This window comes from Aeromicrobium sp. S22, from assembly GCF_009661045.1.
GTDB classification, from domain to species: domain Bacteria; phylum Actinomycetota; class Actinomycetes; order Propionibacteriales; family Nocardioidaceae; genus Aeromicrobium; species Aeromicrobium yanjiei.
On sequence record NZ_WJWV01000003.1, the window covers coordinates 33,773 to 56,351 of the forward strand.

Annotated in this window: 18 protein-coding genes and 1 tRNA gene; 8 read left to right on the forward strand and 11 right to left on the reverse strand. The window is 70.3% G+C overall.

The genetic code is table 11. From position 1 onward, the window contains the following. Nucleotides 1–112: 112 nt before the first annotated feature. Both ppc and GEV27_RS13085 read left to right on the forward strand, forming a co-directional pair. On the forward strand, nt 113–2,929 hold the full coding sequence (gene ppc, locus GEV27_RS13080) for a phosphoenolpyruvate carboxylase (RefSeq protein ID WP_309222237.1): 2,817 nt from the start codon (nt 113–115) through the stop codon (nt 2,927–2,929). 62 nt (nt 2,930–2,991) lie between these two features. Beyond that, nucleotides 2,992–3,918: an NADP-dependent oxidoreductase gene (locus tag GEV27_RS13085; protein WP_153934778.1), complete on the forward strand. Its 927-nt coding sequence runs from the start codon at nt 2,992–2,994 to the stop codon at nt 3,916–3,918. Between the two features lie 51 nt (nt 3,919–3,969). On the opposite strand, the gene GEV27_RS13090 is transcribed toward GEV27_RS13085, so the two are convergent. Beyond that, entirely contained in the window at nt 3,970–5,889 is a 1,920-nt protein-coding gene (locus tag GEV27_RS13090) for a hypothetical protein (RefSeq protein WP_153934780.1), read from the reverse strand. A 140-nt stretch (nt 5,890–6,029) separates the two neighbouring features. Here GEV27_RS13090 and GEV27_RS13095 point away from each other — a divergent pair. Together GEV27_RS13095 and GEV27_RS13100 are read left to right on the forward strand one after the other, a co-directional pair. Beyond that, nucleotides 6,030–6,102 (forward strand) — tRNA-Arg (locus tag GEV27_RS13095). A 400-nt stretch (nt 6,103–6,502) separates the two neighbouring features. Next, a complete protein-coding gene (locus GEV27_RS13100; RefSeq protein ID WP_153651334.1) occupies nt 6,503–6,760 on the forward strand; it encodes a hypothetical protein in 258 nt (85 codons plus the stop codon). A gap of 227 nt (nt 6,761–6,987) precedes the next feature. Here GEV27_RS13100 and GEV27_RS13105 read toward each other — a convergent pair whose 3' ends face one another. The 3 genes from GEV27_RS13105 to GEV27_RS13115 form a co-directional block, all read right to left on the reverse strand. Continuing rightward, nucleotides 6,988–8,823 carry a phosphoenolpyruvate carboxykinase (GTP) gene (locus GEV27_RS13105; RefSeq protein ID WP_153651335.1) on the reverse strand — a complete coding sequence of 612 codons (1,836 nt, stop codon included), beginning with the start codon at nt 8,821–8,823 and terminating at the stop codon, nt 6,988–6,990. A 153-nt stretch (nt 8,824–8,976) separates the two neighbouring features. Beyond that, complete coding sequence (locus GEV27_RS13110; RefSeq protein WP_153934782.1) at nt 8,977–9,309, reverse strand: STAS domain-containing protein; 333 nt, start codon at nt 9,307–9,309, stop codon at nt 8,977–8,979. Beyond that, nucleotides 9,306–11,573 (reverse strand): SpoIIE family protein phosphatase, encoded by a 2,268-nt coding sequence (locus tag GEV27_RS13115; RefSeq protein ID WP_153934784.1) that lies wholly within the window; start codon nt 11,571–11,573, stop codon nt 9,306–9,308. The genes GEV27_RS13110 and GEV27_RS13115 overlap by 4 nt, the downstream gene beginning before the upstream one ends. Nucleotides 11,574–11,746: 173 nt before the next feature. On the opposite strand from GEV27_RS13115, the gene GEV27_RS13120 reads away from it, so the two are divergent. Beyond that, the gene (locus tag GEV27_RS13120; protein ID WP_194944209.1) at nt 11,747–13,006 is read left to right on the forward strand and encodes a PP2C family protein-serine/threonine phosphatase; all 1,260 of its coding nucleotides are present in this window, start codon (nt 11,747–11,749) and stop codon (nt 13,004–13,006) included. A gap of 11 nt (nt 13,007–13,017) precedes the next feature. On the opposite strand, the gene GEV27_RS13125 is transcribed toward GEV27_RS13120, so the two are convergent. From GEV27_RS13125 to ligD, 4 genes are all read right to left on the reverse strand, one after another. Continuing rightward, the gene (locus tag GEV27_RS13125; RefSeq protein WP_153934787.1) at nt 13,018–14,025 is read right to left on the reverse strand and encodes an ATP-dependent DNA ligase; all 1,008 of its coding nucleotides are present in this window, start codon (nt 14,023–14,025) and stop codon (nt 13,018–13,020) included. Nucleotides 14,026–14,170: 145 nt separating this feature from the next. Then, nucleotides 14,171–14,551, reverse strand: a complete 381-nt coding sequence (locus tag GEV27_RS13130; RefSeq protein WP_153934789.1) for a TraR/DksA C4-type zinc finger protein — start codon at nt 14,549–14,551, stop codon at nt 14,171–14,173. Between the two features lie 76 nt (nt 14,552–14,627). Then, on the reverse strand, nt 14,628–15,167 hold the full coding sequence (locus tag GEV27_RS13135; RefSeq protein WP_153909648.1) for a hypothetical protein: 540 nt from the start codon (nt 15,165–15,167) through the stop codon (nt 14,628–14,630). A 31-nt stretch (nt 15,168–15,198) separates the two neighbouring features. Next, entirely contained in the window at nt 15,199–16,575 is a 1,377-nt protein-coding gene (ligD, locus tag GEV27_RS13140; RefSeq protein WP_153934791.1) for a non-homologous end-joining DNA ligase, read from the reverse strand. 230 nt (nt 16,576–16,805) lie between these two features. Between ligD and GEV27_RS13145 the strand changes: the two genes are divergently transcribed. Then, nucleotides 16,806–17,603, forward strand: coding sequence for a sigma-70 family RNA polymerase sigma factor (locus GEV27_RS13145; protein ID WP_194839926.1), 798 nt, complete (start codon nt 16,806–16,808; stop codon nt 17,601–17,603). Between the two features lie 169 nt (nt 17,604–17,772). On the opposite strand, the gene GEV27_RS13150 is transcribed toward GEV27_RS13145, so the two are convergent. After that, nucleotides 17,773–18,288: a hypothetical protein gene (locus tag GEV27_RS13150; protein ID WP_153651344.1), complete on the reverse strand. Its 516-nt coding sequence runs from the start codon at nt 18,286–18,288 to the stop codon at nt 17,773–17,775. A 176-nt stretch (nt 18,289–18,464) separates the two neighbouring features. Here GEV27_RS13150 and GEV27_RS13155 point away from each other — a divergent pair, with 176 nt between their 5' ends. After that, nucleotides 18,465–19,178 carry a GAF and ANTAR domain-containing protein gene (locus GEV27_RS13155; RefSeq protein WP_153651345.1) on the forward strand — a complete coding sequence of 238 codons (714 nt, stop codon included), beginning with the start codon at nt 18,465–18,467 and terminating at the stop codon, nt 19,176–19,178. Here GEV27_RS13155 and GEV27_RS13160 read toward each other — a convergent pair. Continuing rightward, nucleotides 19,175–20,125, reverse strand: coding sequence for a Ku protein (locus GEV27_RS13160; protein WP_153934793.1), 951 nt, complete (start codon nt 20,123–20,125; stop codon nt 19,175–19,177). The genes GEV27_RS13155 and GEV27_RS13160 overlap by 4 nt on opposite strands. Before the next feature lie 152 nt (nt 20,126–20,277). Then, entirely contained in the window at nt 20,278–21,018 is a 741-nt protein-coding gene (locus tag GEV27_RS13165) for a CatB-related O-acetyltransferase (protein ID WP_153934795.1), read from the reverse strand. A 165-nt stretch (nt 21,019–21,183) separates the two neighbouring features. On the opposite strand from GEV27_RS13165, the gene GEV27_RS13170 reads away from it, so the two are divergent. Beyond that, nucleotides 21,184–22,536 carry an NAD-dependent succinate-semialdehyde dehydrogenase gene (locus GEV27_RS13170; RefSeq protein ID WP_153934797.1) on the forward strand — a complete coding sequence of 451 codons (1,353 nt, stop codon included), beginning with the start codon at nt 21,184–21,186 and terminating at the stop codon, nt 22,534–22,536. Nucleotides 22,537–22,579 lie beyond the last annotated feature (43 nt).

Sequence of the window (22,579 nt, forward strand, 5' to 3'; positions counted from 1 at the left end):
CGCTGCATTGTGCGCACGTCCAGGTGACGAAAGGAAGGGTCCGTGCGTCTTGGAGGGTGAACAGCAGGCGTCAGATCATCTGCCGGCAACATTCACCCGGCAGACTGGGGCCGTGACCTCAACGAGCCGCTTGACCACCGAGGAGATCCTCGCCTCCGACCGCCGCCAGCCCGATCCGGCGCTGTTCGGTGGAGGGGTGGCGTCCGACGCCGAGCACGCCGCGCTGCGCGCATCCGTGCGTCAGCTGACGACGCTGCTCGGCGAGGCGCTGACCCGCCACGAGGGCGCCGAGCTGCTGGCCCTCGTCGAGAAGGTGCGCCGGCTCGCGCGACAGCCCGACGACGCCGAGCTGCGCGAGGTCCTCGACGAGATCGACCCGCGGACGGCGGTCGTGCTCGCGCGGGCGTTCACGGCGTACTTCCAGCTGGTCAACACCACCGAGCAGCTGCACCGCTGGCAGGAGCTCGCGGCGGACGCCGAAGGCCCGCTGTCGGCGACGATCGGTCGCATCGGCGACGCCCTCGAGGAGGGCAGGATCTCGCGCGAGACGCTGACCGAGGTGCTGGAGCGCCTGGAGTACCGCCCGGTGTTCACGGCCCACCCGACCGAGGCCAGCCGTCGCAGCGTGCTGCGGCTGCTGCGCAAGATCGCCGAGACGATCCGTGCGATGGAGGACCCGCGCCGCGCCCCCGCCCGGGTGCAGGCCGACGACCGCCGCCTCGCCGAGCTGGTCGACCTGCTGTGGCAGACCGACGAGCTGCGCGTCGTGCGCCCCGAGCCCAAGGACGAGGCCCGGACGTCGGTCTACTACCTGCGCTCGATCGCCTCCGAGGTCGTCCCCGACCTGCTCGCCGAGCTCGATCGCCAGCTCGGCCGCCTCGACGTGACCCTGCCGACCACGGCCCGGCCGTTGCGTTTCGGCACCTGGGCCGGCGGCGACCGCGACGGCAACCCCAACGTGACCCCCGCGGTGACGCTGGACATCCTGCACCTGCAGCACACCTCGGGTCTCGCCGAGCTGATCGGCATGGTCGACGAGATCCTCACCGAGATGACCGCGTCCACGCGGATCGTCACCGCGTCGGACGCCCTGCGCGAGAGCCTCGAGGCCGACGCCCACGCGCTGCCCATCACGTGGGAGTCGATCCGCCGGCTCAACGCCGACGAGCCCTACCGGCTCAAGCTGAGCTTCGTGCGTGTACGTCTGTTGCGTGCGCGCGAGCGCCTGGTCAACGGCACCCCGCACGAGCCGGGCCGCGACTACCTGACGTTCGACGAGCTCGTCGCCGACCTGCAGCTGGTGCGCGACTCGATGCTCGCGGCGGGTGACGAGCTGACCGGCAACGGCGCGATCCTGCGCCTCATCCGCACCGCCGTCGCATTCGGCGCCGGACTCGCCACGATGGACGTCCGCGAGCACAGCGACAAGCACCACGCGGCCCTCGCCGAGCTCTACGAGCGCATCGGGGAGGTCGACTACGCGGCGCTCGAGCGTCCCGAGCGCATCGAGGTGCTGTCGCGCGAGATGGCCTCGGTCCGTCCGCTCACCGGTCTCGCGGGCGGCGGCTCCGGGCCTGCCGCGACCGCGTCGCTCAGCCTGCTCGGCGTCATCCGCGACGCCCTCGACACGTACGGACCGGAGGTCATCGAGACGTACATCGTGTCGATGACGCACGACGTCGACGACCTGTTCGCGGTCGTGGTGCTGGCCCGCGAGGTCGGGCTCGTCGACCTGGTCGGGGACGAGGTGACGGCGCGCATCGGCTTCGCTCCGCTGTTCGAGACCGTCGCCGAGCTGGAGGCGGCCGGCCCGCTGCTCGAAGCGCTGCTGGGCGATCCGACGTACCGGCGCATCGTCGCGGCCCGCGGCGACGTGCAGGAGATCATGCTGGGCTACTCCGACTCGTCCAAGGACGCGGGCATCGCGGCGTCACAGTGGCAGGTCCACCGGGCCCAGCGGGCGCTGCGCGACATCGCGCGGGCGCACGGCGTCACGCTGCGCCTGTTCCACGGACGCGGTGGCTCGACCGGACGCGGCGGCGGCCCGACCGCCGAGGCGATCATGTCGCAGCCGTACGGCAGCCTCGACGGGCCGATCAAGATCACCGAGCAGGGCGAGGTCATCTCCGACAAGTACTCGCTCCCGGGGCTCGGCCGGCAGAATCTCGAGGCGGCGCTCGCCGCGGTGCTCGAGGCGTCCGTGCTGCACCGCACGTCGCTGCTGCCGAGCGACGTCCTCGACGGCTGGAACGGCACGATGGACCTGGTCGCCGAGCAGGGCAAACAGGCGTACCGGGCGCTGGTGCGCGACGAGGCGCTGGTCCCGTTCTTCGTCTCCGCCACGCCCGTCGACGAGCTGGGCAAGATGAACATCGGCTCCCGGCCGGCCAAGCGTCCCGGCGGCGCGGGCGGCCTCGACGACCTGCGCGCGATCCCGTGGGTGTTCGGCTGGACCCAGTCGCGGATCATCCTTCCCGGCTGGTTCGGCGTCGGCTCGGGCCTCGCGGCAGCGTTCGAGGACGGCCGCGGCGAGACGCTGCAGGAGATGTACGGCTCGTGGGCGTTCTTCCGGACGTTCGTGTCGAACGTGCAGATGACGCTGGCCAAGACCGACCTCGACATCGCCGCGGAGTACGTCCAGGCGCTCGTGCCGCAGGACTCCCGGGCGATCTTCGACACCATCCGGCGCGAGCACGAGCTCGCGGTCGAGCAGGTGCTGCGGGTGACCGGCCACGGCTCGCTGCTCGAGTCGGCGCCGGTCCTGCAACGGACGCTCGAGCTGCGCGACTTCTATCTCGCGCCGCTGCACGCGCTGCAGGTCTCGCTGCTGCGCCAGGTGCGGGCGGTCGACGAGCCCGACGACGACCTGCAGCGGGCCCTGCTGCTGACCATCAACGGCATCTCCGCGGGTCTGCGCAACACCGGGTAGGCGCGGACCGGCTGCCGATCGATAGGTTGCGGGTGCCCGGTCACCCCACCACGAGGAGCAGCATGCGCGCGATCACCCAGACACGGTTCGGCGGGACCGAGGTCCTCGAGCAGGTCACGGTGCCCGACCCCGAGCCGGCGGCCGGCGAGGTGCTGGTCCGCACCGGGGCCATCGGCGTCAACCCGTTGGACGTCGCGGTGCGCGAGGGCTGGTACCCGATGATCGGCGAGCCGCCGTTCACCCTCGGCTGGGACGTCGCCGGGACGGTCGAGGCGCTCGGCGAGGGGGTCACCGACTTCGCCGTCGGCGACCGCGTCTTCGGCATGCCGCGTCTGCCCGGAGCGGGCAACACGTACGCCGAGAAGGTCGTCGTCCCCGCCACGGACCTCCTGGCGACCCCGGACTCGCTCGACGACGTCCACGCCGCTGCGCTCCCGCTCGTCGCCCTCACGGCGTACCGCTCGATCGTCGAGGTCGCCGGTCTCCAGCCGGGGCAGCGCGTGCTGGTGCAGGCGGCCGGCGGAGGCGTCGGCCACGTCGCGGTGCAGCTCGCGAAGGCGCTGGGGGCCGAGGTCGTCGCGACGGCCAGCGCCGGCAAGGTCGACTTCGTCCGCGGACTGGGTGCGGACCAGGTCATCGACTATCGGGAGCAGGACTTCACGACGCTGCTGTCCGATCTCGACCTCGTGATCGACCCGTTCGGCGGTGAGAGCGTCGAGCGCTCGCTGGCAGTCGTCAGGGACGGCGGCGTCGTCGCGTCGCTGCTCGACGTCCGCGAGGAGGACGTCGTCGCGGCCAAGGAGCGCGGGGTGGTGCTCAACCGCATCCGGATCGTGCCCAGCCGTACGGCGCTGCAGGCCTTCGTCGACCTGATCGACTCGGGCCGCCTCGCGGTGCACGTCGCCGGCACGTTCGCGCTGGACCAGGCGGGCGCCGCGCACGACGAGCTCGGCCGCGGTGTCGCGGGCAAGCTCGTCCTGATCCCCTGACCCCGCCGGGCGCCGCCCTCGAAGGGGCGCCCAGCGGGACCTGCGTAGGGGCTACTTCTTGTAGGACAGGTTCAGGAAGAAGCTGCCGCGGGTGACGGCCGGCGTGGAGACCTTCGTGCCTGAGACCTTCGAGGTGCCGTTGGAGTTGGTGTAGTACTGCTCACCGATCAGGCGGTCGTTGCGGGGCTGCGCCTTGAGTGCGGCCAGCACCTCCGGCAGGGTCGCTGCGGGGGAGTCGCTCTCGAAGTAGTACTCCTCCTCGTCCTCCTCGTCCATGACGATCGTGAACTCCTCGTCGCTGCCCTCGTTCAGCGGGAAGTAGCTCTGCCCGCCCGAGATCGCCGCGACGCCGGTGCCGACGGCCCACTTGTTGACCTTGAGGTCCAGACGGGTGACCAGCGGCTTGGCGACCGAGTCCGGGCTCGCCGGACGCAGCGTCGCGCGTACCGGCAGGGTGCGACCGCGCTTGGCCGAGACCTTCTTGCCGTTCTTGACCGTGACCCACGTGTTGACGGTCTTCTTGCCGACCTTGGTGCTCTTGCGGTACTCGACCTTCGCGATGCGCAGGGCGTTGTAGTCGGGCTTGAGCTCGTTGTCGATCGTGACCGAGTTGATCGTGATCTTCTGGTCCGAGGCGGTCTGCAGGAACTCGACGTCGCTCGCGACGTCGAACGGCATCTGCTCGGCCAGGAACGAGTCGTACGAGATGCGCTGCGTCCGGGTGAAGGTCGCGCGCTTGCCGCCCCGGGGGGTGTAGTCGATGGTCCACGAGGCGATCGCCTCGCCACCGTTCACGTACGCGTCGAGGCCGTCCAGGATGTCGTTGTAGACCTGCGAGGCGACGGCCGTCGGCAGCGCCTGCGCGGCCGAGACGTGGCTGACGGCCTGCGTGCTCCTGCCCGCGAGGGTGGTGTTGGTCGTGACGGTCGTCTCCTGCGGGAGCTTGCCGAGCACGCCCAGGATGCCGCTCAGACGGTCCTGGGTGATCTGGCCGAGCGGGGTCGTGTCGATGTTGGCCATCTTGAACGACGAGTCGGCCGAGTCCTCCTGGATCAGCGCGGCGGACGCGGCGTGGAACGTGCCGGTGGCCTTGTCGCCGTCGAAGTTGTCGGGGTGGCCGAACGCGAAGACCTTCGTGCCGCAGATGGCGGTGATGGTGCCGACGGAGGCGAAGGTGACGTCGCCACGCGACCACGCCGCGGCGATGTTGCCGCCCGGGACGATCGCGGTGGCCGGATCGAGCTCGGTCGTGGTGGCGCCGGGGACGAACTTGGGAAGCGCCGAGCCGTACTTCTTCTTGAGCTGGCGTGACTTCCTGGTGAAGCTGTTGGCCGCGGAGGCGGGGGTGCCGACCGAGACGCGCGGCACGGTGAGGTGCGGCAGGGTCTTCGGCACCGAGGCGTCGTCGGACGTCGTGCGGGTCGTCGCGGCGATGCGCTTGCCGGCCGACGCGCTGATCGTGACCTTGCGGGCCGCGGGTGCCGCCGCCGTGCCCTCGATGCTGAGGATGTCCTTGGCGGGGGTGACGCCGGCGATGACGCTGGGGCCGTAGCTGAAGCCGTACGCGACGGCGCCGATCAGGTTGTCGTCCTGGTCGTAGACGGGCGAGCCGGACATGCCGGCCCAGATGCCCGCGTCGACGTTGACGTTGCCGTCCTTGTCGGTCTTGGTGATGCGCGAGCCCTCCATCTGGAACAGGAGGATGTCCTTGCCGCGGCCCGCGCCGTTGTCGAGGCGATCGACGTACGTGCCGGTGAACGCCTCGGGCGTCACGCCGCGAGTCGTCGTGAGGCCGCGGACGGCCTGGCCCGCAGTGAGGTCTCCGGTCCAGACGGGGGTGCCGACGCAGAGGTCGGTGTTGACGTCCTCGGGCGCGGCCTGGGCTCCGGTCGCCGAGGCGACGATGCCCGCTGCGACCAGTGCGAGGGTGGATGTGGCACTGGCGGCGACGCGCAGCGGACGTGATGCCATGAGTTGGTCTCCCGATGGGTAAGTGATGACGCATCACCTTATGGCTCCGGGCGGCATCGCAGGGAGGATTCGAAGGACGGGTCCCCGGATTTTATCTTCGGGCAGGGGCACGATAGGATCGGCAAGGCCCTTCGGGGTGTGCGCCCGTAGCTCAACGGATAGAGCATCTGACTACGGATCAGAAGGTTAGGGGTTCGAATCCCTTCGGGCGCGCAAGTGGTGCAAGGCCCCGCGATCCTCACCGGATCGCGGGGCCTTTCTCATGCGGTGCGTATGCCACCGTCCGGCCGTCGGGCGGTGCGTACGCCACTTTCCGGCCGTCGGGCGGTGCGTACGCCACTTTCCGGCCGTCGGGCGGTGCGTACGCCACCGTATGAGCCCACATTTGCCGTCATTCGGTGGCGTAAGCACCGCCTGCACGGCATTCGGTGGCGTAAGCACCTCCCGGATGGGAGACGCGTACTTCGCGCTGACGAGGGACCGCATCACCGGGACGCCGTCCCAGCGGTCGTCGTAGGTCTCGGGAGGGATCGCGGCGTCCCAGCGATCGGCGAACGCCAGCAGGTCGGACGACCGTGCGATTAGCGTGGCCCGCTGCGGGAACACGGAGGCCATGACTGAACCGCAGAGCATCACCGCCGACCATGTCCGTTCCCTCCTCGCCGCCGGCTCTGGCGCGACGATCGGGTTGATCGAGGGGCGCGTCGAGGTGATCAGCGCCGAGCAGGCGGGCACCGACGACTACGCGGGCGCCCTGGAGGTCGTGGCGCACGACGATCTCGTCGACCAGATCGGCGAGGACGCGAGCGACGAGCGGCTCGCCGCCGAAGCGGAGGCGCTCACGATCCAGGTCCAGCAGATCGGCGGCTGACCGCCCGGGGGACCGATCTTTCGGCGTTCGTGCTGCTGGGACGGCCGGAACGCCGAGAGATCCGTGAGGTCCGGGCCGACCTGACGACGTACGTGCTGCCAGGGCAGCCGAAACGCAGAAAGATCGGTCGCCACAGCCGAAACGCAGAAAGATCGGTCGAAGGCGGGGACGGCGAAGCCCCCCACCCGGGAACGGGTGGGGGGCTCGTCGAGCTCAGGGAGCGGGGATCAGGCGTCGGCCTCGAGAGCGGCCTTCACGCGGCGGTGCGCCTCCCAGATCTCCTCCGGCAGACCGTGGAACGCGGCGAGGTGCACGTCGCGGTTCTCGATCTCCTGCTGCCAACGGGCGTTGTCGATCGTGAGGATCGTGTCGAGATCCTCCGCCGGGATGTCCAGACCCTCGAGGTTGAGCTCCTCCTTGGTCGGGATGATGCCGACCGGCGTCTGGCGCCCGGAGACCTCGCCGGCCTTGAGCTGCATGAGCCACAGCAGCGGACGGAGGTTCTCGCGGTAGCCGGGCCACAGGAAGCGGCCGTCGTCGCCGCGCTGGAACCAGTTGACGTGCGCGAACAGCGGCATCTCGTTGGCCTGGCTGATGATCTTCAGCCAGTGAGCCGCGTACGCGCCCTCGGGGTAGGACATGAACGGACGCATCGACATGGGGTCGTAGCGCAGCTGGCCGTCGACACCCTCGGCGGCGAACGTCGCCTCGGCGCCCAGCGTCAGGCCGTCGTAGACGCCCTCGGCGAGATCGGTCATCGCACGGATCAGCGGCTCGCGGTCACGCGTACGACCGCCGAAGATGATCGCGTCGATCGGCACGCCCTGCGGGCTGTTGAAGTCCGGCGCCACGTTGGGGACGTTGGACAGCGTCGTCGTGAAGCGGCTGTTGGGGTGCGCCCACGGCGAGTCGTCGCCCTCGGCGCGCTCGGAGATGAGATCGCCCTTCCAGTCCTCCCAGCCCGTGACGTCCTCGGGCGGGTTGGGCGTCTTGCCCTCCCACCAGACCTCCTGCGTCTTCGGGTTGTACGCGATGTTGGTGAAGATCGCGCCCGAGCCGGCGTCGACCGAGTGCAGCGCACCCGGGTTGGTCGCCTCGTTCGTGTCCTTCGCGACGCCGAACACACCGAACTCGGGGTTCATGCCGTAGAGCTTGCCGTCGTTCTCGTCGACCCACAGCCATGCGATGTCGTCGCCGTAGAAGTCGACGTAGTAGCGGTCGCCCAGGGCGTCGGGCGCCAGCGTCATCGCGAGGTTGGTCTTGCCCGAGGCGCTCGGGAAGCCGCCACAGATGTGGTACTTCTTGCCGGTCTCCTTGTCCGTGATGCCCAGCAGCATGAACTGCTCGGACAGGAACTTGCCGGAGGCCCAGCCGTCGTATGCCGCCTGGCGCAGGCCGTGGGCGATCTTGCCGAGCAGGGCGTTTCCGCCGTACGACGAGCCGAAGTGCAAGATCGTGCGCTCGTCGGCGACCGTCACGAAGTAGCGGGCGTCGTCGGGCGTGCCGTGTCCCAGGTTCTCCAGGTCACCGGTCACGTGGACCGCACGCACGAAGCTGTTGGGGTCGGCGAGGTCGTTGATGTAGTCGATGCCGACACGGGCCATGCGGATCATGTGCATGACGACCGTGCGGGAGTCGGTCAGCTCGACACCCGCGGCGTACGCCTCGAGGGGCGAGCCGGGAGGGGCCATCAGGTAGGGGACGACGTACATCGTCTTGCCGGCCGAGGCGCCGCGCATCTTGCCTTCCAGCAGCGGCTTCATCTCCGAGGAGGGGCGCCAGTTGTTGTACGCGCCGGCGTCCTCGGGGTTGCTCGTGGCGACGATCGTGCGCTCCTCGGAGCGCGCGGTGTCCTTGTGGTAGCTGCGGGAGTAGTACAGACCCTCACCGGCCGGAAGGAGCTCTCCGGCGTCCAGTGCCTCCTGCGCGAGTCGTGCGTCGTCCGATGCGCTGATGACCTCGACCCGCTCCGCGCCGGTCAGGTCGGCCCAGTAGCTGACGTACTCGCGAACGTGCGGGTTGGTCAGTCCAGCCTGGTCCAGTGCTGCCTCAACATCTGCCATTGACTGCATTGCCTCTCATGATGTGACTCCGCGCGGGCGCGCCTCGTGCTGCACCGAAGGCTACGCGGGAGACACCCTAAACGCTCGCGCTCGTAAGATTTGTCACTCTGAGTCTTATTTCACGTGCGGGGCTTTCGGGGTGTGGCACGCGTCTCAGCGGCTGGTCGCGTCGTCGACCGTGGGGTAGAGATCGAAGACGTCTTCCATCCCCGTGATCGACAGGACGCGACGCACGACCGGGTTCGCGCCGGCGATGCGGAAGGCGCCGCCCTCGCGGGTCAGCTGCCACCCGCCGACGAGGGCCCCGAGGCCCGAGGAGTCCATGAACGCGACGTCGGTCAGGTCGACGACGACCCGCGGGGAGCGGTCGGCGATGCACCCGACGATGTGGGCGCGGAGCTCGCGCGCGGAGTCGATGTCGATGTCACCGGCCAGCTCGACGACATGGAAGTCGCCCGCGGACCGGTCGGCGATGGTCAGGCTCATGCCAGGGCTCCTGTCGTGCGGAGGGCGACCACGGTCAGGTCGTCGTCGAGAGTGCCCGGGACGGCCGTCAGCAGGTCGGTGATCCAGGTGTCGAGCGTGCCGGTGTGGTCCGACGTGACCGCAGCACGTCCCAGCCGCTCGATCGACGAGTCGATCTCGACACCGCGGCGTTCGACCAGTCCGTCGGTGTACAACAGCAGGACGTCGCCGGGTGCGAGCACGAGCTCGTCGGTCCCGGCCTCACCGAAGTCGACCCCGAGCAGCGGGCGGCCCGCGGGCGCCACGAGGGTGCTGCCGCCGTCCTTGAGCAGCAGCGCCGGCGGGTGCCCGGCGTTGGCGATCTCGACGCGGCCGGTCGCGGGGTCGACCACGAGCACGACGACCGTCGCGGTCTGACCAGGCAGCAGCGCGGCGACCAGCACGTCGAGCTTGTCGACGCACGCGGCGGGGGAGCTGCCGTCGATCATGTACGCCCGCAGGGCCGTGCGCACCTGGGCCATCGCGGTCGCGGCGGTGACACCGTGGCCCGCGACGTCGCCCACGGTCAGCACGATCCGGCCGTCGGGCAGGCTGAACGCGTCCCACCAGTCCCCGCCCAGGCGGCTGCCCTTGGCGGGCCGGTAGCGGGCCAGCACGTCGACGCCGTCGAACTGCGGTGTCTCCTCGAGCACCACGGCGCGCTGCAGCGACTCGGCCAGCGCCGTGTGCTCGTGCGTGCGTCGCAGCAGCTGGGCCGAGAGGTACTGGCGAAGGCTCTCCACGACGTCGATCTCCCAGGGCCGCCACGGCGCGCTCTGGCCGCGGACGACCTGGCGCCACTTCTCGAACGACTTGCGGGGGCTCAGCCGGACCTGTGGGTCCTCCGCGAGGGCCAGCGCCTTGTTGGTGGGGTCGCCGCCCCAGTCGACGGTCTGCTCGACCTCGGGCCGCAGCCACATCATCCACCGGTCCGGACCGTTGCCGAGGTGCAGCGCCCCGGCCGCGACGGCGGACGTCTCGGCGAGCTCGGGAGCGAGCGCCCCGAGGTGGTTGCTGGCGGTGACCTTGTCGTCGTCGGCCCCGACCGCGCGAGCGATGCGGTGCAGGACGGGCTCGCTCGGGACCTCGCCCACGGTGCTCAGCTGGCCGTCGACCCAGAGCGCGACGCCCGAGGCGTCGACCAGCTCGAGGAGCCGCGGATCGGACAGCAGCGCGTCGTAGACGGGCCGCGGGTCGCCGGCCAACGATGCGGTGAGGCGGGCGAGAAGCACGCTCGCGCTCAGCTCGTCGGCGTGGTTGTCGGCGCGCTCACGGTCGTCGATGAGCTGCGACGCGGTCTGGCCGAGGAACTCCGCAGCCGAGCGGGCGTCGAACGGCACGCGATGCGGTCCGGAGTAGTGGTGGCACGCGACGAGGCCCCAGAGCTGTCCGTCCTTGACCATAGAGACCGACATCGACGCCGACACGCCCATGTTGGAGAGGTACTCGACGTGGATCGGCGAGACGCTGCGCAGGACCGAGTGCGACAGGTCGAGCGGCGCGCCGGTCGCGGGATCCAGGACGGGCTCCAGCGCGACCGGCTCGTAGAGGATGTCGGCGATGAGCCGGGTCCAGTTGACCGTGTAGAGCCGTCGCGCCTGCGCCGGGATGTCGGTCGAGGGATAGTGCAGGCCGAGGAACGGGTTGAGGTCCTCGCGACGGTCCTCGGCCACGACCTCGCCGTTCCAGGCATCGTCGAAGCGATAGACCATGACGCGGTCGAAGCCGGTGACCTGCCGGATCTCGTGGGCGAGCTGCTCGCACAGCCCGGCGGTCGTGGACGTGCCGGTCAGGCGAGTGACGGCCGCCCGCGCCGAGCGGTAGGACACCGTCTGGGACGTCTCCTGGCCCCAGACAGGCTCGACCTCCACGACCGTGCGGGTGCCGGACCGGTGCACGACCAGGTCGACCTCGGCCGAGCCGAGCCGGCCCAGGTTGGGTGCGAGGGTCGCGCGCAGCGGGGCCGACAGGTCTCCGCCGGCCAGCGCGGCCGCGACGGCCGTGGCCGGTCCGGCACCGAGCACGTCGCGGACCTCGAGACCGAGGAGCTCGTCGATGGGCCGCCCGAGCAGCTGCTCGGTGTTGCGCGAGCCCATGACGACGCGGCGCTCGTGGTCGAGTGCGAGCAGGAGCCCATGGGGCTGGATCGCCCCCGGGATGTGGATCGGCTCCCTCTCGCAGTTGGTCAGATCGGCGGCCGGATAGGCGGGAGAGTGGTCGAGAGGACCGAGAGGATCGGGGATCAAGGCGCAGCTTTCTGCAGATGGCACCGCCTGGTGGCTCAACCGGTCCGTCCAGCATAACGAGCCGGGGTGACAGAGCAGGTCGACTCAGGCAAGATCTCGGGGCGACTCCGATATCGTTCGCACATGCACGCGTCGAGTCGTCTGACCGCCCCGCTCACGGAGCTCGTGAGCCCATGAGCGGCGACCAGCGGGACCTGTTCGACCACGCGCCGTGCGGCTACGTGGAGCTCGACGCGGACGGACGGATCGTCGCGGCCAATCACGCATTCCTCGCCATGGTGGACCGCCCCCACGACGACGTCGTCGGCAAGGAGTCCTTCTCGGACCTGCTCTCCCCGGGCTCCTCGGGCGATCACGAGACCCACGTCCGCGCGGAGCTGCAGGCGCACGGCAGCGTCCACGAGATCGCGGTCGACCTGGTGCGACCCGACGGGGCCGAGGTCCCAGCCCTGATCAGCGCCAACCTGCGCGGCGACGGCCGCAAGCAGACCACGCGGATGATCGTCTTCGAGGCCCGTGAGCGGCGCCGCCACCACGAGGAGCTGCTGCAGGCCCGCCGGGCAGCCGAGGAGGCCGAGCACCTGACCACGGCCCTGGCCGCGACGCTGCAGGCGACCTTCGTCCCGCCGTCGATCGGCGACGTCCCGGGCCTGGAGATCGCCGGGGCGTACCGGCCGGCGGGCGACGGCACGGTGATCGGTGGCGACTTCTACGACGTCTTCCAGATCCGCACGGGCGAGTGGGTCGTCGCCCTCGGCGACGTGGCCGGCAAGGGGGTCGAGGCCGCGGTCCTCACCTCGTTCGTCCGGCACTCGATCCGCGCCCTCGCCGTGCGGTACGACTCGCCCGCGGAGGTGCTGCGTGAGCTCAACACCGCGCTCCTGGCGCACGGCAGCGACCGGTTCTGCACCGTCGTGCTCCTGCGCCTGCTCAAGGAGGACGACCAGTGGCTGGTGTCGGTCAGCTCCGGCGGCCATCCCCTGCCGCTGCTGGTGGCCCAGGAGGGCGCGGTCGTGGAGATCGGCGCCTCCGGGTCGCTCGTGGGCGTTCTCGCGACCCCGCAGCTCGACGACGGACGCGGCACGATCGGCCCCGGTGACCGGGTCGTGCTGTTCACCGACGGGGTGACCGATGCGCGGCGCGACGACGAGCCGTTCGGCATCGAGCGGCTGAGGTCGCTCGTGGCCACCCCACTGCCGACCGCGGCCGAGACCACCGACCTGATCCTCGACGAGGTGCTCACGTTCCAGGAGGGCAGCGCCCGCGACGACATCGCGATCGTGACGGTCAGGGTGCTGGGCCCCGACGAGGAGACGACTTCGGACGTCCGCGCGGCCGCCAGGCGGATGGACCTGGAGGCCAAGAACCAGGCGCTGCTCGCGCTCCAGGACGAGGCACCGGCCCCCGACGTGGAGCCCGACCAGCAGCACTGATCTGCCGACGCTCAGCGGATGACGTCGACCTCGGTCGCCTGCAGCTCGGGGCGCACGCGGACGAGCTCGTGCGCCCCGGTCCACGGCCCGGTCTCGAGGGAGTCCGCGGCGACCTCCACGACCGTCGACGGGTCGACCAGCAGCAGGTCCGCGGGCGAGTCGGCGGGCCAGCCGGGCACGTCGGTGGACGCCAGGCCGGCCGACCACGGGTGGTCGTCGGCGGCCCGGGCCAGGTGGGCGCCCATGCGGCGACTCTGCGGCAGGGTCAGCTCGGTGGTGCAGCCGACGAGCTCGGCGGTGCCGTCAGGACCGGGCAGCCCCAGCACCAGACGGCGCGGGGCGCGCAGCGACCCCGAGATCGCGACGACGACGCCCTCGACCGAGTCCTGGATGCGCAGCTTGAGCCAGCCTCGGTCGCCCCCGGCGTACGTCGTGCTGAGCCCCTTGGCGACGACGCCCTCGACCCCGACGTTGGCCTCGGCATAGTTGGCCATCCACTGATCGGCCTCGACGCGATCGCGGGTCTGCGGGACCACGTGCAGCGGTGCAGGCACGTCGCCCAGCAGGATCGTGAGCGCCTGGCGGCGTACGCGCAGGGGACTGTTGCGCATGTCCATCCCCGCGCCAGCGAGCACGTCGAAAGCGATGAACGACGCGGGGTGCGCGCCCATGCGGCCGTCGGGGACGTCGCCGTCGAGGCGGCGCTGCAGCTCGCTGAAGTCACAGGTGCTGTCACCCCACACCACCAGCTCGCCGTCGAGCACGACGCCCGACGGCAGGGAGTCGATCGCGGCCGCGGCGATGTCGGGGAAGGCGCGGGTGACGTCCCGACCGGTGCGGGACTGGATGCGGCAGTGGCCGTCCTGCACGAAGATCAGCCCGCGGTAGCCGTCGAACTTCGGCTCGAAGACCGCGCCACCAGGGAGGTCCTCGACGTCCGGCAGGTCGTGAACCGGCCGCGCGAGCATCGGCTCCTGCGGGTACGGCAACACGGAGAACTCCACTTCCTGGGCGTGCACTTGGAGATCGTGAACTTGTCGATTGTCCCACCGGCCCCCGCGGTGGTCCGGGTACGTGGTGCTTCGGCGTTCGGGTGTCGTCAGGTTCACTGTTTCCCCTCTCACTGAGACAGGGAGTACCCCCTGTTCCCGAGCACAACCGGGCTCAGTGGGCGCAGCCGATGCAGAGTGTCGCGCGGGGGAACGCCTCGAGCCGCGGCCGCCCGATCCCACCCGCGCAGGACTCGCACACCCCGTAGTGGCCCGCGGACAGGCGATCGAGGACGTGCTGCGTCTGGGCGAGGATCGCCGCGAGGTTCTCGGCCTGGACGGCGTCCTGCAGCATCTCGGCGCGCTGTGACGCCACGTCGAGGTCGTCCACAAGCACCTCGAGGGGCGGTGCGCCGGCGGTGGTGCCGAGATCGGATGCGATCAGCGCGAGCTCGGCCTCGATGCGGAGCACCGCGGACTCCAGACCCTCACGGATCGAGTCCAGCTCGTCGGCGGTCCAGGGTGACGGGGCGGGTTGCTGGAGTTCAGCGCTCATGAGACACCTCGAGGTCGAGCGGGGAAAGGTTTATCTGCCTTACCCCGCCCGACCTCGGGTCAATCAGGTGCGGACGTCAGGACTTGCCGACGGAGCCGTCCGTGCCGTCGCCGGTCAGGTCGGCCGCGGTCGGAGCGGTCGAGGAGGACGGCGGCGGGGGCGTCGTCGGCGCGGCCGGCGGGGGCGTGCTCGTCGGCGGCGTGTACGCGTGGTCGGGCTGGCCGCGACGCTTCAAGATCGCGAAGGCGGCAGCACCGGCACCGGTCAGGACGCCGAGTGCGGCGACCTTGCGCAGACGCGTCTTCTTGGGCTTGGACCGCTCGGGCAGCTTCTCCTGCACGTTTTCGGGCAGGCGCTCGAACAGGTCGTCGCGCAGGTCGAGCAGCTGGTCCTTGTCGGGGATCGCAGCCACGATCTGGTCACGGACGCCCGGCGCACGCTCGACGACCTGCTGACGCAGCTCGCCGGCCTGCTCGACGAGCTGGTCGCGAACCTCGGGCGCGCGAGCGACGACCACCTTGCGCAGCTCGTCGGTCTGGTCCGCCAGATCGCTCAGCTGTGACTCGAGCTTGTCGCGGAACGTCGTCGGGGCGGTCTTCTTGAAAGGCCTGGGCATGTGCGTGCTCCTGTTCATCGGGATCTGCAGTTCAAGTGATCTTCATCCGGTGGATGAGCCACTGGTTCTTGTTGGTGTGGATCAGCGCGTACTTGCGACGGCCGCCGAGCCCGCCGTCCTTGGTACCACTCAGGGTGGCAATGACCTCTCGAGCCTTCCACTTCTCGAGCTCGTACGTGCCGTGGTCCCAGATGGTGACCTCCCCACCTCCGTACTCGCCCTTCGGGATCGTTCCCTCGAAGGTCGCGTACGACAGGGGGTGGTCCTCGGTCTGCACCGCGAGATGATTCTTGCCGGTGTCGGTCGGGACGCCCTTCGGCAGGGCCCACGACACCAGGACGCCGTCGTGCTCGAGCCGGAAGTCCCAGTGCAGGCTGCTCGCGTGGTGCTCCTGGATCACGAAGGACCGGCCCTCGGAGGGCGCGGGGCGATCGGCCGGGACGGGCTCCGGGGTCTTGTCGGGATCGCGCATCGAGCGGTACGTCTCGAGGCGGTCCGGCTCGTCGGGATCGGCGGCGTGCTCGGACAGGTCGGCCATGGGGTCCTTGCGCCGCTTCATGCGGGCGACGACCTGGTCCAGCGTGAGCTGCTCCAGCGAGTCGGTCATCTCGCGCCACGTGCGGGGCACCGCGACGCGCGGCGTGGTGGTCCCGCGCAGCGAGTAGGGGGCGATCGTGGTCTTGTTGCCGTTGTTCTGGCTCCAGTCCACGAGCACCTTGCCGCCGCGCTCGCTCTTGCGCATCGAGCTGACCACGAGATCGGGCAGCTCGGCCTCCAGCGCCTTGGCGACCTCCTTGGCGAAGGCGTTCATGTAGTCCGAGTCGTGCGAGCCGTCCAGCGGTGCGTAGAGGTGGATGCCCTTGCTGCCGCTCGTGACCGGGTACGTCGTGAGGTCGAGGTCGGCGAGCAGCTTCTTGGCGCGCTTGGCCACATCGACGCACTCGGGCAGGCCGGCGCCGGGACCGGGGTCGAGGTCGAGCACGAACCGGTCGGGGTTCTGGGGCGTCCCGTCGCGGTCGACCCGCCACTGCGGGACGTGCAGCTCGAGCGCCGCGACCTGGCCGGCCCAGGCGAGCGCGGCCGCGTCCTCGAAGACGGGGTACGTGTTGACGTGCTCGCGGTGGTGGATCTCGACGCGGCGGATCCACGAGGGCGCGGAGTCGGGAAGGTTCTTCTCGAAGAACACGCTGCCGGGCGCACTGTCCGTGCCGACGCCGTCGACCCAGCGCTTGCGGGTCACGATGCGGCCCCGGATGTGCGGCAGCAGGTAGGGAGCGATCTGCTGGTAGTAGGCGATGACGTCGGCCTTGGTCGTCCCGGTGTCGGGATAGATGACCTTGTCCGGATGCGTCAGACGCAGACGACGCCCAGCGACCGACACGGTGTCGGCGGCGCTGCTGCGGGCCATCGGGGTCCTTTCGCCGTCGGGTCGCTCCCTCCGGGCGCGGGACGCGTACCCGATCGCGGACGGGTGAAACAGCCCGAACGGGCTCGTTCGGGGGTGAATAGTTCATGAGAACTAGATGAACTGGTCCTCTCCGACCGGTTCTGGCTTGCCAGCGGGCACCCATCGATGCCATGGTGTGGTGGTCGGTTGAGCAACTAGCCGTACACGGATCGAGACCTCTGGGGGTCATCGTGAACTCTGCTCCCGTTACATCCAGCAACTCCGCGTCGTCCAGCTCCCACGAGCAGTCGGACGACACCGCGGCACTCATCGAAGCAGCTGCTTCGGCCGGACCGGCCGAGCGCGCAGCACTCGAGGACGAGGTCGTCCGTCGACACCTCGGCCTCGCGCGCCACCTGGCCGGCCGCTATGCCGGTCGGGGCATCGACCGCGAGGACCTCGTGCAGGTCGCCAACTTCGCCCTGGTGAAGTCGATCCGCGGCTTCCGTCACGACCGGGGAGAGTTCGTCCCCTTCGCGACGGTGACGATCCTCGGTGAGATCAAGAAGCATTTCCGGGACCACGGCTGGGGCGTTCGTCCCCCGCGGCGGATCCAGCAGCTGCAGGCCGACATCTCCTCCGCCTCCGAGCGCATCTTCCACGCCGAGGGCCACGCGCCCGACGCCGCGCAGATCGCTGCGGAGCTCGGTGCGGACCTGGCCGACGTCAACGAGGCCATGGCCGCACGCGGCTGCTTCTCCCCGACGTCGCTGGACCAGCCGGTCCGCGACGGCGGACAGCCGCTCGGCGAGACCCTGCGGTGGGACGAGTCGGCATTCTCGTTCATCGACGACTGGGTCACGGTCGGCCCGTTGTGCCGCGATCTCGCCGACGACGAGCGCGAGCTCATCCGGCTGCGATTCGTGGAGGACAAGACCCAGCAGGAGATCGCCGATCTCGTCGGCGTGAGCCAGATGCAGGTGTCCCGCCGGCTGGCCAAGCTGCTGGACCAGCTGCGTACCAAGGCCGCAGTCGCCGACGTCGCTTGATCGCACGTCCTCGAAGCTGGCCCCGGGCGTGATTCGCCCGGGGCCAGCTGCGTTGATAGGGTCGTACGTACCGGTTCAGCAGCAGCCGATCGCTCTGTGGACCCGGAAAGGCATCGCTCCTATGGCTCGCACCCCCGTGGTGACCCGGCCGGACATCGTCCGTGCCTGCTCAGGACGTGCCGCGTTGCCAGCCGGGCTCGAAGGTGCGCTCCGCGAACGACGGCGCGGAGGTCCACACGACCTGGTTGCCCACCTCGTCCGCGATCGTCAGGGCGAGGTCCTTCGGCGCGGGCGCGGACTGCACGACCGGCTCCCCGAGCACCGTCTCCATGCGGGGCTCCAGCGGCGCGTGCCAGATGAGGGAGACGTCGTGCTTGTCCCCGCACTGGCGGCACAGCTCCACCAGCCGGTCCGACGTCGCCTCGTCGGCGGGCTTCTCGCACACGGCCACGACGTGGGCGGCGGGCGAATCGACATGCACGAGGTCGCGGAACGCCTGCTCGCCGGCCATGGTGTCGAGGCGGACGACTGCGTTGGTCGTGCTCGTCAGCCAGCCGAGCGCCGTGGTCACGGCGTGCGTGCTGCAGCCGCGCCGGTCGAGCTCGTGGGCGAGAGCCAGGCCGAGGGCGTCACGTACCCCGAACACGGTCACGGTGGGGCCCGCGGAGTGCAAGTCGGTGGTCACGCGGTCGTCCCTTCGGGTCGGAGGGCGAGGCGGGGAACGGCGCCTGCCGAGTTCGTCAACGGGCGTGGCGTACCCCCGCGGACCGCGAACAAACCGTCAGTAGGTCGTGACCTGTATTTTCATCTGGTGCTGTGGTTGTCTTGACCGGCATCTCGAAACCCCTGAGGAGCTCATCCGTGGACAGCTCGACGTTCTTCGCGCAGATGGCACTGGACCTGCACGACGAGCCCAATGCCGAGCGGACGATCGAGCGGATCGCGGAGTACGCCCAGGTCGCCACCGGCTGCGACGACGCCGGCATCATGCTCGTGCACGCGCGCAACCAGATCGAGACCGCCGCCGCGACGTCCAGCCGCGTCGGTGAGTCCCACAACCTGCAGATCATCCACGACGAGGGACCGTGCCTCGATGCGATCGACGGCGAGGCTCACTACTCCTCCTCCGACGTGGCCCGCGACCCCCGCTGGCAGAAGTGGGGGCCCTCGGTCGCCGAGCTGGGCATCCGCAGCGTCCTGAGCGTGCGCCTGGAGACGCGGTCACGCCGCTACGGCTCGCTCAACCTGTACGCCGAGCGGGTGGACGCATTCGACGACGACGACCTGGCCGTCGCGACCGTCTTCGTGCGTCACGCGTCGGTGGCGTTGGCCAATGCGCACAACGAGGAGGGCCTGCAGCTCGCGATCGACGCGCGCAAGCTCATCGGCCAGGCACAGGGCATCCTCATGGAACGCTTCGACATCGACGCCGACCGGGCCTTTGAGTTCCTGCGCCGCCAGTCGCAGACCCACAACGTCAAGCTCCGCTACGTCGCGGAGTGGGTCGTGCAGCACCGCGGCTCGCCCGATGCGACCTTCTCCGGTCCCGTCCCCGACGGCGTCGCGGGCCGCTAGCTCGCCTTCTTGGCCTTTTTCCTGGCCGGGGCCTTCTTGGCTGCCGCCTTCTTCGCTGCGGGCTTCTTGGCGGCGGCCTTCTTCGCGGCCGGCTTCTTGGCAGGAGCCTCGTCGTCGTCGTCCGCGTCGTCGTCCTTGGCTGCGGCCTTCTTGGCGGGCGCGGACTTCTTCTTGTCGATGCTGCGCTTGAGCGCCTCCATCAGGTCGACGACCTCGGCGTCCTCACCCTCGTCGTCGCTGACGCCGAACGTCGCGTCCGTGTCGAGCGCGTCGCCCTCCTTGAGCTTGGCCTCCACGAGGGTGCGCAGCTGCTCCTGGTAGTCGTCGGTGAACGCGGCGCTGTCGAAGTCGCCGGCCAGGGACTCCACCAGCTGCGCGGCCATGTCGCGCTCCTTCTCGCTGATCCGCGGGGTCTCGTTGAGCACGTCGAAGGCCGGCGAACGGACCTCGTCGTCCCACAGCAGCGTCTGCAGCAGCAGGACGTCGCCGCGTACGCGCAAGGCGGCCAGGCGGGTCTTCTGCCGCAGCGCGAACCGGACGATCGCGGTGCGGTCGGAGTCCTCGAGCGCGCGACGCAGCAGCGTGTACTGCTTGAGGGTCTTGCCCTCGGGCTCGAGGTAGTAGCTCTTGTCCAGGCGCAGGAGGTCGACCTGGTCGGCCGGCACGAACTCGACGACCTCGATCTCGTGGTTGCGCTCGGCCGGCAGCGACTTGAGGTCCTTCTCGGTCAGCACGACGGTCTGCTCGCCGTCGTCGTAGGCCTTGTCGATGTCGCCGTACGCGACGACCTCGCCGCACACCTCGCAGCGCCGCTGGTAGCGGATGCGGCCGCCGTCCTTGGAGTGGACCTGGTGCAACGGGACGTCGTGGCTCTCGGTCGCGCTGTAGACCTTCACCGGCACGCTGACCAGCCCGAAGCTGATCGCGCCCTTCCAGATGGATCGCATGGGGTCATTAGACCGCGTCTTGCGCAGTTCCCGCACCTCGGCGGTGCTTCTGCCACCTTTTGAGCCGGGCGCGGGGGGTGTTGCACCCCGTGTGGGGGCAAGGGGGGGCCCAACGGGGGGGCCCCCCCCCCCCCCCCCCCGCGGGGGACGGGTCAGCGGGGGAAGAAGCGCAGGCGGCGTCGGGGTGGGGCGGGCTCGGCCGCCTTCGGGATCTCGACGAACCCCGGGTCGTACGTCTCGAGGCCGTCGGCGATGCGCGTGCGCAGCTGGGCGGCCGCCGCGGCGGGATCGTCGTACGGGATGCCGCTCAGCTGGTTGGGGGAGTGCCGCCACCACTGCAGGGCCAGCAGCTCGCCGCGCAGGTCGGCCTCGACCCGCGGCCGGATCACCCTGGCCGGGACGCCGCCGGCGATCGAGTACGGCGGGATGTCCTTGGTGACGACGGCATTGGCGGCGACGATCGAGCCGTCGCCGATCGTCACGCCGCGCAGCACGACGACGTTGGCGCCGAGCCACACGTCGTTGCCGATCACGGCCAGGTCACCGCCCACGCTGCGGAACGACTGACGGCCGCCTGCCTCGGGGTCCACGACCTCGGCGGCGTCCGCGGACGGGTGCCAGCCCCACGTGGCCTTCTTGTACTGGAACGCGGACACGCTGAGCCAGCTCGTCGGGTGACCCGTCGCGCCCAGCAGGCTGCCGGGGCCGATCTCGCAGTAGCGACCGAGCGTCGCGGCCTGCACCTCGACCTCGCGGCCGAACTCGGTGAAGGCGCCGATGCGGGTGTCGGACCGGATCACGAACGCGCCGAGGAACCGGACCGGCGGCTCCACGAACAGCCGGGACCGACCGATGCGCTGGACGTGCTGCGCCCCGCGGATGTGCTCGACCATCGTTCCCCCTGCTGATCGACTGAGTCCATGACCGGATGCCGCCTCAGGCTATCGAGTCCGGTTGCCGCCCCCCTCTCGGCGACCCCGTGTCGATCCCCCGGATGCGGGCTACGCTCGGGCCAGGCCTCGCCGACCTGCCGTCCTGGCCGACCCGAAGGAGCCCCCATGAGCAGTCCTGCGTACCAGGTGACCGACCCGTCGACCGGTGAGGTCGTCGAGTCCTTCGATCCCGCGACCGATGCCGACATCGAGGCGGCCCTCGCCGCCTCCGCCGCGGCGTACGCGTCGTGGAAGGACGTGCCGATCGCCGATCGCGCCGTCGTCGTCAAACGCGTCGCGGCGCTGTTCGCCGAGCGCGCGGACGAGCTGGCCGCGATCGCGCAGACCGAGATGGGCAAGCCGGCCGGGGAGGGCGTGGAGGAGGCCGAGTTCTGCCAGGCGATCTTCGACTACTTCGCCGACGAGGGCCCGACGCTCGCGGCCGACCAGCCGATCAAGCCCATCTCCGGCGGCCGGGCCGTCGTGCAGAAGCTGCCGATCGGACCGCTGCTCGGCATCATGCCGTGGAACTTCCCGTTCTACCAGATCGCCCGCTTCGCAGCGCCCAACCTGATGCTGGGCAACACGATCGTCCTCAAGCACGCCGAGTCGGTGCCGCGCTCGGCGCTCGCGGTCGAGCAGATCATGAAGGACGCGGGCGTGCCCGAGGGTGCGTACGTCAACGTGTTCGCGACGCACGACCAGATCGAGACGATCATCGCCGATCAGCGGATCGCGGGCGTCTCCCTGACCGGCTCGGAGCGCGCGGGCGCGATCGTCGCGGCGCTGGCGGGCAAGAACCTCAAGAAGTGCGTGCTGGAGCTCGGCGGCTCCGATCCGATGGTCGTGCTCGACACCGACGACCTCGACGCGGTCGCGGGCGACGCGTGGGACTTCCGCATGTACAACACCGGCCAGGCCTGCAACTCCAACAAGCGCATGATCGTCATGGACGACCTGTTCGACGACTTCGTCGGCCGGCTGACCGAGAAGGCGCGCTCGCTGGAGTCGTTCTCGCCGCTGTCGTCGCGCAAGGCCGCCGAGACCCTCGCCGAGCAGGTGCAGGACGCGGTCGACAAGGGTGCGACGCTGCACGCGGGCGGCACGCTCAGCGACGGACCGGACGCCCACTACGCCCCGGCCGTGCTGACCGGGGTGACCCCCGACATGCGGGCGTACTCCGAAGAGCTGTTCGGCCCCGTCGCCGTCGTCTACAAGGTCGGCTCGGACGAGGAGGCGCTCGCGCTCGCGAACGACACGACGTACGGACTGGGCGGCTCGGTCTTCAGCGCCGACCCGGCCCGCGCGGAGAGGCTTGCGCAGCGCCTCGAGGTGGGCATGGCCAACGTCAACTCGACCGCCGGCGAGGGCGCCGAGATCCCGTTCGGCGGCGTGAAGCGCTCGGGCTTCGGCCGCGAGCTCGGGCCGCTCGGCATGGACGAGTTCGTCAACAAGCGCATGTTCTACATCGCCGACTGACCCCGGCGGTCCCGCTGGGCGGGCGTGCGCCCAGCGGGGACGT

Bases quoted from the DNA above. Each gene is read 5' to 3' on its own strand.
- GEV27_RS13085 (WP_153934778.1), top strand. From the start codon at position 2,992: ATGCGCGCGATCACCCAGACACGGTTCGGCGGGACCGAGGTCCTCGAG.
- GEV27_RS13110 (WP_153934782.1), bottom strand. From the start codon at position 9,309: ATGAGCCTGACCATCGCCGACCGGTCCGCGGGCGACTTCCATGTCGTC.
- GEV27_RS13160 (WP_153934793.1), bottom strand. From the start codon at position 20,125: ATGCGATCCATCTGGAAGGGCGCGATCAGCTTCGGGCTGGTCAGCGTG.
- ligD (WP_153934791.1), bottom strand. From the start codon at position 16,575: ATGGCCCGCAGCAGCGCCGCCGACACCGTGTCGGTCGCTGGGCGTCGT.
- GEV27_RS13120 (WP_194944209.1), top strand. From the start codon at position 11,747: ATGAGCGGCGACCAGCGGGACCTGTTCGACCACGCGCCGTGCGGCTAC.
- GEV27_RS13090 (WP_153934780.1), bottom strand. From the start codon at position 5,889: ATGGCATCACGTCCGCTGCGCGTCGCCGCCAGTGCCACATCCACCCTC.
- GEV27_RS13135 (WP_153909648.1), bottom strand. From the start codon at position 15,167: ATGCCCAGGCCTTTCAAGAAGACCGCCCCGACGACGTTCCGCGACAAG.
- GEV27_RS13100 (WP_153651334.1), top strand. From the start codon at position 6,503: ATGACTGAACCGCAGAGCATCACCGCCGACCATGTCCGTTCCCTCCTC.
- GEV27_RS13170 (WP_153934797.1), top strand. From the start codon at position 21,184: ATGAGCAGTCCTGCGTACCAGGTGACCGACCCGTCGACCGGTGAGGTC.
- GEV27_RS13165 (WP_153934795.1), bottom strand. From the start codon at position 21,018: ATGGTCGAGCACATCCGCGGGGCGCAGCACGTCCAGCGCATCGGTCGG.
- GEV27_RS13130 (WP_153934789.1), bottom strand. From the start codon at position 14,551: ATGAGCGCTGAACTCCAGCAACCCGCCCCGTCACCCTGGACCGCCGAC.
- GEV27_RS13105 (WP_153651335.1), bottom strand. From the start codon at position 8,823: ATGGCAGATGTTGAGGCAGCACTGGACCAGGCTGGACTGACCAACCCG.